Below are 13491 nucleotides of genomic sequence, written 5' to 3' on the forward strand. Positions count from 1 at the left end.
CCCAGCCACGCAGCATGTGCTCATGGGCACGGTAACGGCGGATGCCGAACTCAAGGAGCTCGCGGAACTCGCGACCACCTTCCGCGGAGAGCTGGTACGCCCGGACGACGGCGACTACGCGGCGTATCGGAGGCTGTGGAACGGGTCGATCGACAAACACCCGGCACTCATAGCCCGCTGCGCCGGGGTGGCGGACGTGCTCGCCGCGGTGCGCTACGCCAAGGCGCGCGGGCTCCTCGTCGCGGTACGCGGCGGCGGGCACAGCTTTCCCGGCCTGTCCGTGTGCGACGCCGGCCTGGTCATCGATCTGTCCCTGATGAAGGGCGTACGAGTCGACCCCGAGGCGCGCACCGTGCGGGTACAGGCCGGCACCCTGCTGGGAGAGCTCGACCGTGAGACCCAGGAGTTCGGCCTCGCCGTACCGGCGGGGATCGTGACCCACACCGGGGTCGCCGGACTCACGCTGGGCGGGGGCATGGGCTGGCTGATGCGCAAGTACGGTCTCGCGATCGACCAACTCCTGTCCGTGGACGTGATCACGGCCGACGGCCACTTCGTCAAGGCGAGCGCGGCGGAGAACGCCGACCTCTTCTGGGGCATGCGCGGCGGCGGAGGCAACTTCGGGATCGTCACCGAATTCGAGTTCCGGCTCAACCCCCTGGGGCCGATCGTCCTGGCAGGACCGATTCTCTGGCCCATGTCGCAGGCGCCCGAGCTGCTGCACTTCTACCGCGACTGGGTCGCCGAGGCCCCGGACGAGCTGATGACGATCGTGGTCCACCGGAAGGCGCCCGCGGTGTCCTACGTACCGACTGACCTGCATGGCCGCCCCATCGTCAGCGTCGTGTGCTGCTACGCGGGCCCGGTCGAGGACGGCGAGAGAGTCGTGCGGCCGCTGAAGGAGTTCGGCTCGCCGGTCCTCGATCTGTGCGTGCCGAAGCCGTTCGTCGCGCATCAGTCGATGTTCGACCCGAGCTTCCCGCACGGCTGGTGGTACTACAACCGTGCCTGCGACGTCGCCCAGCTCACCGACGAGATCATCGACATCACCGTCGACCACGCGACCCGCATCCGCTCCCCCCTGACGTCGTTCCCCATCTGGCACCTCGGCGGCGCGACGGCCCGGGTGGCGGACGACGAGACCGTCTACAGCGGCCGTACGAGCGGCTTCGCCTTCAACGTCACCGCCGCCACAGAGACCGCCGAGGGCTTCGAGGAGGAGAAACACTGGGTCCGCTCCTTCTCGTCGGCCCTCGCGCCCTTCCAGACCGGCGTGTACGTGAACTTCCTGATGGAGGAGGGCCAGGCACGCGTGCGCCAGGCGTACGGGGCTGAGAAGTACGACCGCCTGACGGCACTCAAGCGGAAATACGACCCGGACAATTTCTTCCGAATGAACCAGAACATCCCGCCCGCGTAGCCGGAGAACCCACGACGGCGCGGGCACGACGCGCTCCGGCCCGTGGGCGGAAGGAACGCAGAGGCGCGCGGCGCACGAGCCCACTGAAGGGGTGCGGCGCTGAGCCCGGTGGGTCGCCGCGTTGAAGGTGCCCTTGCCAGTCCGTAACGGCACCGGATTTTCGGCATGGACATGACTGCTATTGCTCGATACGGGTACGCCCGATCTCCACGTCTGGTGTGGTGGGCAATCCGGGTAACCATGTGGCGCGCCTGGCGCACATGCGAGCCGGACCGTACGAGTTTCAGCCTCACCCTTCTGGAATACCGGACTCCGGATCACCCCTCAACAGCTAATTCCTTGATCGTTCATTCCGCTTCGAGAATGAATCTCGGCCACTGCTTATGCGTGCCACTCGGGGCCTCCAAATTCACATTCCACCATGTGACGCATGTCACATCATAGTGGAGTTGATCTGGGTCTGCTGGTGATATCTATAGTGTGAAGCGGAACATGGAGAGCTGGCCGCGTGCTAGCAAGCGGGGAGCGCGAGGAAGTGGTGCAATAATTTCTGTGTTGCGTGGCGTGATGGCATTCTCAATTATCATTCCTTTTGCCTGCGCTGATTCATGGCATTCCGGAACCAGCCGCGCGGGACTTCCGGGTGGAATCCGCAAGTTAAGCGCGTCGGCTCCAATGAACCAGGGGTTCAACTCGCCTCAGCGTGGCGCCTCGGGCGCGCCACCTCTGCGGAGATCGCCAGGGACTCGGCCGACACCGCGACGCGGGGCACGACTCACCCCCAGATCGACGGCCAGCTTCTTGACCTGCGGTTTCGGGTGATCGATATTCCCCTCATGAGGACTATCTGACCCTCTGTAGCCATTCTCCTTGTCTCCGGAACTTCCGAACCGGGGCTACACCAGGACTGACCCTCCTGACCCTCAGCCCCAGTCACAGCACCTCGCATGTCAATCCAGGGGGGAAGTATGCGAGCAGATCAGGCCATACCCGGGCCGGCGGCCGTCGATGAGCCGCAGTGGAAGCATGCACTGAAGAAGGTCAACAGGCTGACCCTACGGGAACGCGAGGTGTTCACACTGTTGTCCGAGGGCTCGTCCAATCAATGGATGGCCGACCAGCTCAAAGTGACCGAGCGAACGGTCCGCGCGCATCTGACCGCCATCATGGGGAAACTCGAAATCGACTCCAGGATGGCGGCCTGCCTGGCAGCCTACTACTTCCACGCCGAACTGAGCACCGACCATTCGATTCCATCAGAGCAGCACCATGCATCGGCAGTCTCGGCAAATACTGTCGCAGACGACAATGGCGAGCCACTACCGAATGAATGAGCATTTCTTTCGAGCGTGGAGAACAACCTTCACGCAACGCTCGAAAGGAGTGAACATGTCGGACGCATTCGACCTCGACGCTCAGGTCAACACGCCGAAGGCCGGTGACTCGGAGCTCGGCCCGATGTCCATCTCGACCATCGCGACCCGGACCGTCTGCACCCGCGTCACCTGCAAGGTGACCTGCACCTGCAACTGCACCACCATCTGCACGTCCCTGTGCCGTGCCCCGGAGTAATCCGAGGTAATCCGCGGTAATCCGCGCCAGCCAGAGCGCGGAGCAACGCGACGGGTGCTGCCGTGATGCTGACACGGCAGCACCCGGCCGCCATGGCCTCCCAGCCCCGTCATGAGACAAGGAAGAAAGATGCCACGCGTCCCTGACACTACTGACAGCTGGATCGGGCTGGAAGACGGCCCACTGGCGGAACGAGTTCGGCGCACGGTCACCCACGTTTCGGAACGCACCTCGGACTCCACAAAGCTCACCGAACTCGCGCTGCGGAGCGCCGAGCAGTCTCCCCAGCCAACTGCCTGGTATCCACCCAGTGTCAGCAGTGGACAGGCCGGCGTCACCCTGCTGCACCTGTGCGCCGCTTCGGCCGGGCTGAGTAGCCTGGATACCGCGTTCGGCCACATCCGCGAGGCGGTGGCGGCCACCTCCATCGAACCGCTGAGCGGTCCGGGACTCTTCGCCGGCACCAGCGGTCTCGCGCTCACGGTGGCCGAATGCGTACGGCTGGAACCACGCTTCCGCCCCAGCCTCGACCGGCTGCACGAGCAACTGGCCAACCAGGTGCTCGACACCGACTATCCGAGAGTCGAGCGAGCGGTCAGCGACCTCGACTACGACCTCATCACCGGGGCGGCCGGGGTACTGGCCCATCTGAGCTCCGTCGAGGAGCCGACTGACCGGATGCGCGAGGCGGCCGAGCGGCTGCTCGACTACCTGATCTGGCTGACCGGCCCGGCCCGTACCCCTGCCACACCCCACCGCTGGCTGCTTACTCCGGAGGTCTATCCACCCCTGCCCAGCTACCGGGAGAAGTGGCCACACGGCTATCTGAACCTGGGGCTCTCGCACGGCATGCCCGGGGTCGCCGCGGCGCTAGCCGTGGCCTGGCGTGCGGGTCTGCGCAGGCCGGGACACCGGGATGCGATCGACACCCTGACCACCTGGATCGTCGCCCAGCCGCACTCCGACGAGCACGGCCCGGTCTGGTCGGACGGCACCGGCGTCAGCGCGGAGGGTGCGGAACTCGCACCCTCCTGCGCGGGTGACCAGCTCGCCTGGTGCTACGGCACCGCGGGGGTCGCCGGTGCCCTGCTGACTGTCGCCGAGAGCCTGGGCGACGACAGTCTGCGCAAGGTGGCCGTCGAGGCATTCGAGGCCGTGCTGGAGCGCACTGCCAAGACGCGCCCGCTGTCGCCCACCCTCTGCCACGGACACGCCGGACTCCTCATGCTGTGCCTGGAGTTGGCGCCATGGAGTGCCGCCGCCCGAGCGGCGCTGCCACGACTCACCGAGGAGTTGCTGGACTATGCCGACCCGCAGCGGCCCCTGCTCTTCGCCGACCAGGACGAACCGGGTGTCCTGGTGGACGATCCCACCCTGCTCACGGGTGCCCCCGGCGTGGCGCTGACGCTGCTAGCCACGCTGAGTGCCGAACGACCCGGCTGGTTCCGCCTCTTCCTCGCGAGGTGACGCATGACCACCTACACGCCCGCGGGCTTCTTCATGCTGCGCGCTCCCGCACTGCCGTTCGCCGAGTTCCTCGATCTGATGGCGGACCCGCACCAGACTGACGAGAAGGTGCTGCGACTCGCGCAGCGGCCGGACGTACGCCGTGCCCTGCTCGTGGCGAGCGAGGACCTGACCGCGACGCTGGACCGCGGCCTGGACGAACTCAGCCCGAAGCGAGCGGCCAAGGTGCGCTCGCGGCTGCTTCGCTATCTCATCAGGATGGCCACCAGGCCCACTCCGTTCGGCGCGTTCTCCGGTGTGGCGATCGGCACCTTCGGCCCCAGCAGCACGCTGCGCCTCGGCAGCCCGGCACTCGGACGTCTGCGGGTGCGTACCGACATGAGCTGGCTGCTGGCGTGGCTCAAGGAGGTCGAGGAGGACCCCGAACTGCTGCGGCACCTCCCGGTCCGCCTGAACCCGATGGCCCACCGGGCCGGTGACCGGTTCGTCCTGCCGCAGGCGGACAAGTACGGTCAGGGCGACAACAGGACGGTCCGTATCCGGGCGACCCCGGCTGTCGATGCGGTACGGGCCGCAGCGGTCAGCTCCGTCCCCTACCAGCGGATAGTCGACGAACTCGCCGCCGCCTTCCCACAGGAGGGCATAGACACCGTCGGGGGGCTGGTCCGCCAGCTTTGGGACCTCGGTTTCCTGGTCGGCGATCTACGACCGCCGCAGACCGCGGCTCGCCCAGAACAGGACGTCCTGAAAACCCTGGCCGGCGTACCGCACGCCACCGCGGCCGCGGAGCGGCTGCGCGGTGTCGCCGAACTGGCTGAGCACGTCGACGACGTCGCCTCGCTGCGCCAGCTCAAGGCCGCCCAGGACGCCCTACTGCCGGAGCACCGGAGCCAGCCCTATCAGGCCGACGCCTCGCTCGACCTGCGCGCCCCCCAGCTGAACGCGTCCGTCGGGGAGGCCGCCGCGGACGCCGTGGAGGTACTGATGCGGCTGTCCACGACGCTGGGGGGCGCGCACCATCTCACCCGCTACCGTGAGGAGTTCGACGAGACCTACGGGGCCGGTACGCGGGTGCCGGTGGTCGAACTTCTCAGCGCCGACCAGGGGCTCGACGCTCCGCCCACCTACACCATGCCCCGGCGCAGTATCGAGCTGCCGGCCGCGCCTCAGCCGGACGCCAGCCGCAGGGACCAGGCTCTGCTCGCCTTCGCCCAGGAGGCGTGGTGGCAGCGCGCGCAGGAGGTCGAGCTCACCGATTCCTGGCTCGACCGGATCGCGCCGCGCTCGGACACCGCGGTCTGGCCACCGGCCATGGACGCCTATCTGCAGATCGCCGCCGCTGGCCGGGAGGCGATCGACGCCGGGGAGTGGCGTGCGGTCCTGCGTTCCGACGGGCTTGCGTACGGAGGCCGGACCTTCGGCCGCTTCCACGATCTCATCGACGAACCCTCGCTACGGCTGGTGCACGACTTCGCGCGGCAGGAGGAGCGGCTGAGCCCCGAGGTGGCGTACGCGGAGCTCGCCTATCTCCCGTCGTACGGCAGGGCCGCGAACGTCGCGGTGCGGCCGAGCGTCCGGCCGTATGAGATTCCGATCAACACCGCTCCGTCCGTGGCCGAGGACCGGACGATCCCGCTCGACGACATTCTCGTCGGAGCCACGAACCGCCGCTTCTACCTGTGGTCCAAGCGGCTCGACCGGGAGATCGTGGTCGCGCAGCACCACATGCTGAGTCCGGCGCTGGCACCGAACGTGGCGCGGTTCCTGATCGAGGTGTCTCTGGACGGCTATGTGCTGCCGACCGGCTTCTACTGGGGAGCGCTCGAATCGTCCCCCTTCCTGCCCCGGGTCACGCGCGGCCGGATCGTGCTGCGTGGCGCCCAGTGGCAGATCACGCAGCAGGAACGCGACGACTTGGACGGCTGGTTCGCCCGCTGGCAGGTGCCGCGTCACGTCTTCCTTGTGGACGGGGACAACCGGCTGCTGCTCGACCTCGACAACCCCCGGTGTGTCGAGGAACTGCGCGCCGAACTCCGTACCAAGCCGGAGGCCGTGCTGCAGGAGATGCTGCCGGGCCCGGACCACACTTGGCTGAGCGACGAGGACGACAGAACCTACCTTGAGGAGCTCGTCGTTCCGGTCATCGCCAAGGACGCCGGGCGGGTGACGCGCGACGCCGTCTCCCACGCCCCCCAAGTGCCGGTCCAGCGCCACCTGCCAGGTGGTGAATGGACGTTCCTGAAGCTCTACGCCGCGCCCGAGCGCCATGATGAGATCATCACGGGTCCGCTGCGCGCAGTCATGGCCGAGCTGCGAGCACACGGCCTGCTGGACCGCTGGTTCTACCTGCGCTACGCCGACCCGTTCCCGCATCTGCGTATCCGCGCCCGGAGTTCGGCCGCGGCGGAGCTCCTCGCCACGCTCGCCGGTTGGGGCCGCGACGTCGTCGCGCAGGGCATTGCACGGGACCTCGTGGTGTCCAGCTACGCCCCCGAGGTGGCCCGATACGGCGGCGTGGAGACGTTCGACGCCGTGGAGCGGCTCTTCACCGCCAACAGTGAGGTGGCCACGGAGATCATCGCCGCGAAACTCGGCCTCGAACCGGAATTCCTCGGCGTCGCCGCACTGGACACGCTCCACGACCAGTGGGGTATGCCGCTCACGGAGCGCACCACCCGGCTCAGTCACGTCAAGGAGGACGAGGCCGCACGCAAGCAGTTCCGGGACAACCGCGATTACCTGTGTGAACTCCTCAGCCCCTGGGAGCGGTTCACCCACCCGGAGGGAGCACGGCACCGTACCCGGCTCGGCGAGCTCCTCGCCCCCCAAGCCACCGCCGTCACCGAAGTCGCCGACGCCGTACGCTCGGCAACCGCACGCGGCACCCTGGTCGGCACCGCGGACGAGGTGCTCGGCAGCCTGGCTCATGTGCAGATCAATCGGCTCTTCCCAGTGGATCTCGAGCGCGAGACACACTGCCACCGGCTCTGGGGCCAGACCCTTCGCGCCATCCGCGGCCGACTGGCGGCAGGGAGGCAGCGATGATCTGGCTCCGCGTGATGCGGCTCTTCTGGCAGCTGAGCCGGTTGCGGGTCACGGCGTACACCGTCGTGACGGCCCTGTCCGCCGCCGTGCCCGGCATCCAGATCGCGTTGACCGCGGCGGCCGTGCAGGCCGTCGCGGACGCGATCGGCGGTTCGGAGGCGGCACGGGACCAAGCGCTCCGGTACGCCGTGCTGCTGCTGGTGCTGTCGGTCACCAACCATCTGCTCGGCACCTGCATCCAATACTTGGACTCCCTGCTCAGGCTGGAGCTCACCACGAAGATCGGTGAGCGCGTGATGCGTAAGGGGACGCGCCTGGAGCTACAGCAGTACGAGAGCGCCGACTCCTACGACAAGCTTCAGCGCGCCTTCCAGGAGAGCAACGGAGGCCGGATCTACCAGCTGTTCTCCCAACTCCTGGACGCGGCACGCGACCTGATCACCATTGTCTCGGTGAGCGCGGTCCTCTTCGCCTGGAGCCCCTGGGTGGCGCTGCTCATCCTGCTCTCCCCCATACCCGCGGCCATCTCCCACATGGTCTACGCGCACAAGGCGTTCGAGATCGAGTTCGCCCGGGCGCCCGAGCGGCGGCGCCTCTTCTACTACCAGTACCTGACCACCACCGACCACTCCTTCAAGGAGGTCCGTCTCTTCCAGCTTGCGCCCATGCTCGTCGGCCGCTACCGCGAGCTCGTGCAGAAGTTCTTCCGGGTGGACAGGGGGCTGGCGCGCCGGCAGTCGCTGCTCTCCGGGCTGCTCGGCACCCTGAGCGTCGGCGCCTCCTCCGGGGCGATCATCTGGGCCATCCACAGCTCGATCAACTCCGGCCAGATCGGCCAACTCGCCGGCTACCTCCAGGCGATCGGCACGATCCAGGTGACCGCCCTCAGCATGTTGCTCGGCTTCTCCACGCTCTACAAGGACACCCTCTTCCTCGGCAATCTCTTTGACTTCTTCGACATGCCGGAGCATCACATCACCGGTGGCAGCCGGGACTTCCCCGCGAAGCTGACCCAGGGCATCGAGTTCCGCCACGTCAGCTTCGCCTATCCGGGTACGGACAAACTCGTCCTGGACGATGTGAGCTTCCGGCTGGCGGCAGGTGAGTGCATGGCGCTCGTCGGCCGGAACGGCGCCGGGAAGACGAGCATCGTCAAGCTGCTCACCCGTCTCTACGAGCCGACCAGCGGACAGATCCTGATCGACGGCGTACCCATCGAGGACTACGACGTCGAGCAGCTCCAGCGGAACATGGGCGTGATCTTCCAGGACTTCATCCGGTACGAGATGCCGGTCCGGGAGAACATCGGATTCGGCCGCGTCGACTCCCTGACGGACGACGCGCGCATCCACACCGCCGCGCAGGCCGGCGGCATCGCGCCCGCCGTCGACACTCTCCCCCACCACTACGACACCATGCTCGGCCGCCACTTCGAAGAAGGGCACCAACTCTCCGGCGGCCAGTGGCAGAAGATCGCGCTCAGCCGTGCGTTCATGCGCAAGGCTCCGATCGTGGTGCTCGACGAACCGACTGCCGCCATCGACGCGGCTGCCGAGGCCGAGATTTTCGGCCGGCTGCGCACCGTCGCGCAGGGAGCGACCTCGCTCCTCATCGCGCACCGCTTCTCGACCGTACGCATCGCAGACAAGATCATCGTCATTGAGAACGGCCACCTGATCGAGGAGGGCTCGCACGAGAAGCTCATGAAGCTCGGCGGTACCTACGCCTACCTCTTCAACCTCCAGGCCGCCGGCTACACCTCCGAGGATCAGCCCGGAGCCGGCGGAACTTCCGAGACCGAGCCGGCGACCTCCGAGGCCGGGCCTCGGGCAGGACAGGGATGACGACATGCGCTGCTCCATCATCTTCCCCACCATGGCGACGGACCCGTTGAGCCTCGTACCCTTCGCGGAGTTGATCAAGGAAGGGCACGCCGCGCGGCTGTGGCAGGGACAGTCGCTGAGTCTGGAAACGCACCAGATGTTCGCCTATCTGGCCGGTCGCGGCTTCGACATCCCGGTCGGGACGAGCGTCGTGCTGATGCCGATGCGGCACGCCTTCGAAGCCGCCGTACAGGCGCGATCGCTGTCGCGCCTCACCGGCCAGCGCACGGTGCTGGGCGTCGGGCCCGGAGCGCCGGACTTCACCGTCGAGCTGCGGGGCGAGCCCTACCCGAGCCCGCGTACCGCGTGTGTCGACTACCTGGACGCGATGCGGCGATTCCTCAGCGACACGGACGCCCACCCCGCAGGCACGCGACCGGGCTCCGCACCGCTGCTCCCTCGCCTCGAACACCCTGGCGTGGAGCTCGGCCTCGGCGTGCTGCGGCCGGTACTGGCGCGGGCCGCGGGGATGGCCGCCGACGCGGCGATCAGCTGGATGACGCCCCCGGCCTACGTAGGGGACATACTGCTGCCCGCCATGGCCAAGGGCGCGGCTCAGCGCGGCCGAGCGGTGCCCCGGATGGTCACCGTGGTGCACGCGGCTCTGGCGAGGCCCGGCCGGAACCCCTACCAGCTCGCGCTCTCCGCGGCGAAGGCGCACCTCAGCACCGCGCACTACACCGACATGCTGCGGCAGGCCGGCCTGCGGGTGCATCCTTCCCAGCCATATCTCGGCGCGCGTGCCCTGGTCGATTCGGGCACTTTTCTGCACGGTTCGGCCGAGGAGATCCGCGACGGACTCCGCGCGTACGAGGCGGCCGGAGTCGACGAAGTCGTCCTGAATCTCTCCGGTGTGGCCGCGACATACGGCTACGGTGCGGCGGCGGAAGATCTACGCTGCATCCTGACCGAGGTCGGGATCAAGAACCGCTGACCGGACGGAGCGACGGGGAGATGGGAAGTCGCCGTGGGAAGGCACCGACGCCGCAGGGCGTGACGGACTGGCTAGCGGAGCACGCCTGCCGGCTGGAGCGCCTCACCGCGGGCGGGCGGTGCCAGGACCTGGCACCCTTCGGTGCCGCCCTGGCCGAGGTGCGCATCGTCGGCCTCGGCGAAGCCACGCACGGAACCCGGGAGTTCTTCCAGCTCAAGCACCGGATCGTGGAGTTCCTCGTCATGGAAGCCGGTTTCACCACACTGGCGCTGGAGGCGAGCGAATCCGCCGCCCGGGCCGTGGACGGCTATATCCAGGGCCGTGACGGCGACCTTGCGGAGCTGATCGGGCGCCTCGGGTTCTGGACCTGGCACACCGAGGAAATGCTCGCGCTCCTGGCCTGGATGCGTACGCACAACCAGAGCGCCGCGCCCGGCCGTCGGGTGCGATTCGTCGGCATCGACCCACAGCGTTCCGGAGCCTCTGTCGCGTACGTCACCGACTTCCTCCGCCGGGTCGCGCCGGCGGAGGCGGCGGTAACACAGTCCGCGCTCGCACCGCTCAGCACCGCCCGGCCGGGGAGCCGACCCGACCCAGAGCAGGCGCTCCGCGCCTCGGCCGAGCGCCTGCTGGGCCTGTTGACCGACCGGCAGGCGGAGTTCGCCGCGCAGGCGGGCGCGGCGGAGACCGAGGCGGCGATCGACCACGCCCGCGTGCTGGTCAGGTCTGCGGACCTGGTCACGCTGCCCTTCGACGCGCGCCTGTTCACCGCCCGCGACCGGTATCTGGCCGATGCCGTGAGCGCCGTCGTCGACGGCGCCGAAGCGGCCGGTCCGGCCGATAGCAGCGAGGAGAAGGTCGTGGTCTGGGCGCACAACGGCCATGTCTCCCGGGGCCACTACATGCCCGGCGTGCCCGCCCTCGGCCACCACCTGCACGAGCGCTACGGCGACGCCTACTACTCCCTCGGCATGCTCTTCGGCGCGGGCGCGTTCCGGGCCCGCCGAGGCGGCAACATGCGCCGACCCGCCGTACCGCACCGGATCAGCAGGCTGGGAGCGGGCTCACTGGAGGCCGAACTCGCTCAGGCCGTGCCGGGCGACCATCTCGTCGACCTGCGCGCCGCGCGGACCGCCCCCGCCGAGGTACGAGACTGGCTGGGCAAGCAGCACCTGCATCGCAGCTTCGGCGCCAACGTGCCACGCTTCACCTATCGACTGCACCACGCCCCGATCGTGCCCGCCCAGGACTACGACGGCCTCGCGTACATCGACACTTCCACCTGCTCCCGCCCTCTGCCGTGAGCGGACACCGGGCCAGGGACCGGGCAACCGCGACCACCGACGTCGAAGGGCCCCACCGCAAGCGGTGGGGCCCTTCGAGTCGTGCCCGGTGAGGCACTGGCGGAGGATACGAGATTCGAACTCGTGAGGGGTTGCCCCCAACACGCTTTCCAAGCGTGCGCCCTAGGCCACTAGGCGAATCCTCCGCCGCAAACAATACAAGACGTTGAGGAGTGCTCGCGAACTCGTTCCCACCCCCGTGGATCAGCTAAGGTGGGCGCAGCCCCTCACGCGGCGCTATCTGACTGAACTCCCCCAGGGCCGGAAGGCAGCAAGGGTAGGTTGGCTCTGGCGGGTGCGTGGGGGGCGCTTGCGTTCCGGGGGGCTTGCGTTCCTGGGCGGGGGCTCGGGTGCTTGCCGGTGGGGATTGGGTGCGGGCGGGGTCGGGTGTCAGTGGGCACCGATAACCTCGTAGGTGTGTCGTCCCTTGCGCTGTACCGCCGCTACCGCCCGGAGTCCTTCGCCGAGGTCATCGGGCAGGAACATGTCACCGACCCGCTGCAGCAGGCCCTGCGGAACAACCGGGTCAATCACGCGTACCTGTTCAGTGGGCCGCGCGGCTGCGGCAAGACGACCAGTGCGCGGATTCTGGCCCGCTGCCTGAACTGTGAGCAAGGTCCTACGCCGACGCCCTGCGGGGAGTGCCAGTCATGCCGGGACCTCGCGCGGAACGGTCCGGGGTCCATTGATGTGATCGAGATCGACGCGGCGTCGCACGGTGGCGTGGACGACGCGCGTGACCTGCGCGAGAAGGCCTTCTTCGGGCCCGCCTCCAGCCGGTACAAGATCTACATCATCGACGAGGCGCACATGGTCACGCCAGCGGGGTTCAACGCCCTGCTGAAGGTGGTCGAGGAGCCGCCGGAGCACCTCAAGTTCATCTTCGCGACCACCGAGCCCGAGAAGGTCATCGGGACGATTCGGTCGCGTACGCATCACTACCCGTTCCGGCTGGTGCCGCCGGGGACGCTTCGGGACTACCTCGGCGAGGTCTGCGGGCGCGAGAGCATGGCCGTCGAGGACGGCGTGCTGCCGTTGGTCGTACGGGCTGGCGCGGGGTCCGTACGTGACTCGATGTCCGTCATGGACCAGCTGCTCGCGAGTGCGGGCGCCGATGGTGTGACGTACGCCATGGCCACCTCGCTGCTCGGGTACACGGACGGGTCGTTGCTCGACTCGGTGGTGGATTCGTTCGCCTCGGGGGACGGCGGCGCCGCGTTCGAGATCGTGGACCGGGTGGTTGAGGGCGGGCATGATCCTCGGCGGTTCGTCGCGGATCTGCTGGAGCGGCTGCGAGATCTGGTGATCCTTGCCGCGGTGCCGGACGCCGTCGAGAAGGGGCTGATCGACGCCCCTGTGGATGTCGTGGAGCGGATGCAGGCGCAGGCGGGGGTCTTTGGCTCCGCTGAGCTCAGCCGGGCGGCCGACCTGGTCAACGAGGGGCTGACGGAGATGCGTGGCGCTACCTCGCCGCGGCTTCAGCTCGAGCTGATCTGTGCGCGGGTGCTGTTGCCTGCCGCTTATGACGATGAGCGGTCGGTGCTGGCTCGGTTGGATCGGCTTGAGCGGGGGGCCGGTGGTGCTGCTGGTGCTGGTGCTGGTGCTGGTGGTGGTGCTGGTGGCGATGTGAGGTTTGTTGCGGGGGGTGGGCCTGGGGCTGCTGTGGGGTACGTGCCTGGGCCTGATGCGCATGCGGGCGCGAGCGCGGCTCCGTCCGGGGCGCCGGGTGGCGGCCCGGCGGCCGCTCGGGCGGCTGTACGAGGGGCGGGGCCCGGCGAGAGCGCGCCCGAGCCCGCCGCGGCTCGGCCCGCTGAGCCCATGGCGGCG

General features: G+C 68.4%; 9 protein-coding genes, 1 tRNA gene and 1 other RNA gene. 10 read left to right on the top strand and 1 reads right to left on the bottom strand.

Features of this window, described 5'->3' with window-relative positions; all coding sequences use genetic code 11:
- Nucleotides 1-22 precede the first annotated feature (22 nt).
- The 8 genes from GCN81_RS31615 to GCN81_RS31650 all read left to right on the top strand — a co-directional run bounded on the left by GCN81_RS31615 (nucleotide 23) and on the right by GCN81_RS31650 (nucleotide 11625).
- Entirely contained in the window at nucleotides 23-1420 is a 1398-nt protein-coding gene (locus GCN81_RS31615; protein ID WP_156727954.1) for an FAD-binding oxidoreductase, read from the top strand.
- 968 nt (nucleotides 1421-2388) lie between these two features.
- The gene (locus GCN81_RS31620; RefSeq protein ID WP_156727955.1) at nucleotides 2389-2754 is read left to right on the top strand and encodes a response regulator transcription factor; all 366 of its coding nucleotides are present in this window, start codon (nucleotides 2389-2391) and stop codon (nucleotides 2752-2754) included.
- Nucleotides 2755-2809: 55 nt separating this feature from the next.
- The gene (locus GCN81_RS31625; protein ID WP_156727956.1) at nucleotides 2810-2992 is read left to right on the top strand and encodes an FDLD family class I lanthipeptide; all 183 of its coding nucleotides are present in this window, start codon (nucleotides 2810-2812) and stop codon (nucleotides 2990-2992) included.
- 129 nt (nucleotides 2993-3121) lie between these two features.
- Nucleotides 3122-4459 carry a lanthionine synthetase C family protein gene (locus GCN81_RS31630; RefSeq protein ID WP_156727957.1) on the top strand — a complete coding sequence of 446 codons (1338 nt, stop codon included), beginning with the start codon at nucleotides 3122-3124 and terminating at the stop codon, nucleotides 4457-4459.
- Between the two features lie 3 nt (nucleotides 4460-4462).
- Entirely contained in the window at nucleotides 4463-7504 is a 3042-nt protein-coding gene (locus GCN81_RS31635; protein WP_156727958.1) for a lantibiotic dehydratase, read from the top strand.
- Nucleotides 7501-9348: an ABC transporter ATP-binding protein gene (locus GCN81_RS31640; RefSeq protein WP_156727959.1), complete on the top strand. Its 1848-nt coding sequence runs from the start codon at nucleotides 7501-7503 to the stop codon at nucleotides 9346-9348. The genes GCN81_RS31635 and GCN81_RS31640 overlap by 4 nt, the downstream gene beginning before the upstream one ends.
- Before the next feature lie 4 nt (nucleotides 9349-9352).
- On the top strand, nucleotides 9353-10321 hold the full coding sequence (locus GCN81_RS31645) for an LLM class flavin-dependent oxidoreductase (protein WP_156727960.1): 969 nt from the start codon (nucleotides 9353-9355) through the stop codon (nucleotides 10319-10321).
- Between the two features lie 59 nt (nucleotides 10322-10380).
- Nucleotides 10381-11625 carry an erythromycin esterase family protein gene (locus GCN81_RS31650; RefSeq protein ID WP_231627097.1) on the top strand — a complete coding sequence of 415 codons (1245 nt, stop codon included), beginning with the start codon at nucleotides 10381-10383 and terminating at the stop codon, nucleotides 11623-11625.
- 97 nt (nucleotides 11626-11722) lie between these two features.
- Here the strand turns inward: GCN81_RS31650 and GCN81_RS31655 are convergent.
- Nucleotides 11723-11810: transfer RNA gene (locus tag GCN81_RS31655), tRNA-Ser, on the bottom strand.
- Nucleotides 11811-11882: 72 nt separating this feature from the next.
- Between GCN81_RS31655 and ffs the strand changes: the two genes are divergently transcribed.
- Both ffs and GCN81_RS31665 read left to right on the top strand, forming a co-directional pair.
- Nucleotides 11883-11981, top strand: an RNA gene (ffs, locus tag GCN81_RS31660) — signal recognition particle sRNA small type.
- Between the two features lie 100 nt (nucleotides 11982-12081).
- Nucleotides 12082-13491: DNA polymerase III subunit gamma and tau (locus GCN81_RS31665; protein ID WP_156727962.1), on the top strand; the 1410-nt coding region annotated here is incomplete at its 3' end.

The organism is Streptomyces apocyni (assembly GCF_009739465.1).
Taxonomy (GTDB): domain Bacteria; phylum Actinomycetota; class Actinomycetes; order Streptomycetales; family Streptomycetaceae; genus Streptomyces; species Streptomyces apocyni.

Coding starts and splice junctions, on each gene's coding strand:
- GCN81_RS31645 (WP_156727960.1), top strand. CDS start 9,353: ATGCGCTGCTCCATCATCTTCCCCACCATGGCGACGGACCCGTTGAGC.
- GCN81_RS31630 (WP_156727957.1), top strand. CDS start 3,122: ATGCCACGCGTCCCTGACACTACTGACAGCTGGATCGGGCTGGAAGAC.
- GCN81_RS31625 (WP_156727956.1), top strand. CDS start 2,810: ATGTCGGACGCATTCGACCTCGACGCTCAGGTCAACACGCCGAAGGCC.
- GCN81_RS31635 (WP_156727958.1), top strand. CDS start 4,463: ATGACCACCTACACGCCCGCGGGCTTCTTCATGCTGCGCGCTCCCGCA.
- GCN81_RS31620 (WP_156727955.1), top strand. CDS start 2,389: ATGCGAGCAGATCAGGCCATACCCGGGCCGGCGGCCGTCGATGAGCCG.
- GCN81_RS31640 (WP_156727959.1), top strand. CDS start 7,501: ATGATCTGGCTCCGCGTGATGCGGCTCTTCTGGCAGCTGAGCCGGTTG.
- GCN81_RS31615 (WP_156727954.1), top strand. CDS start 23: ATGGGCACGGTAACGGCGGATGCCGAACTCAAGGAGCTCGCGGAACTC.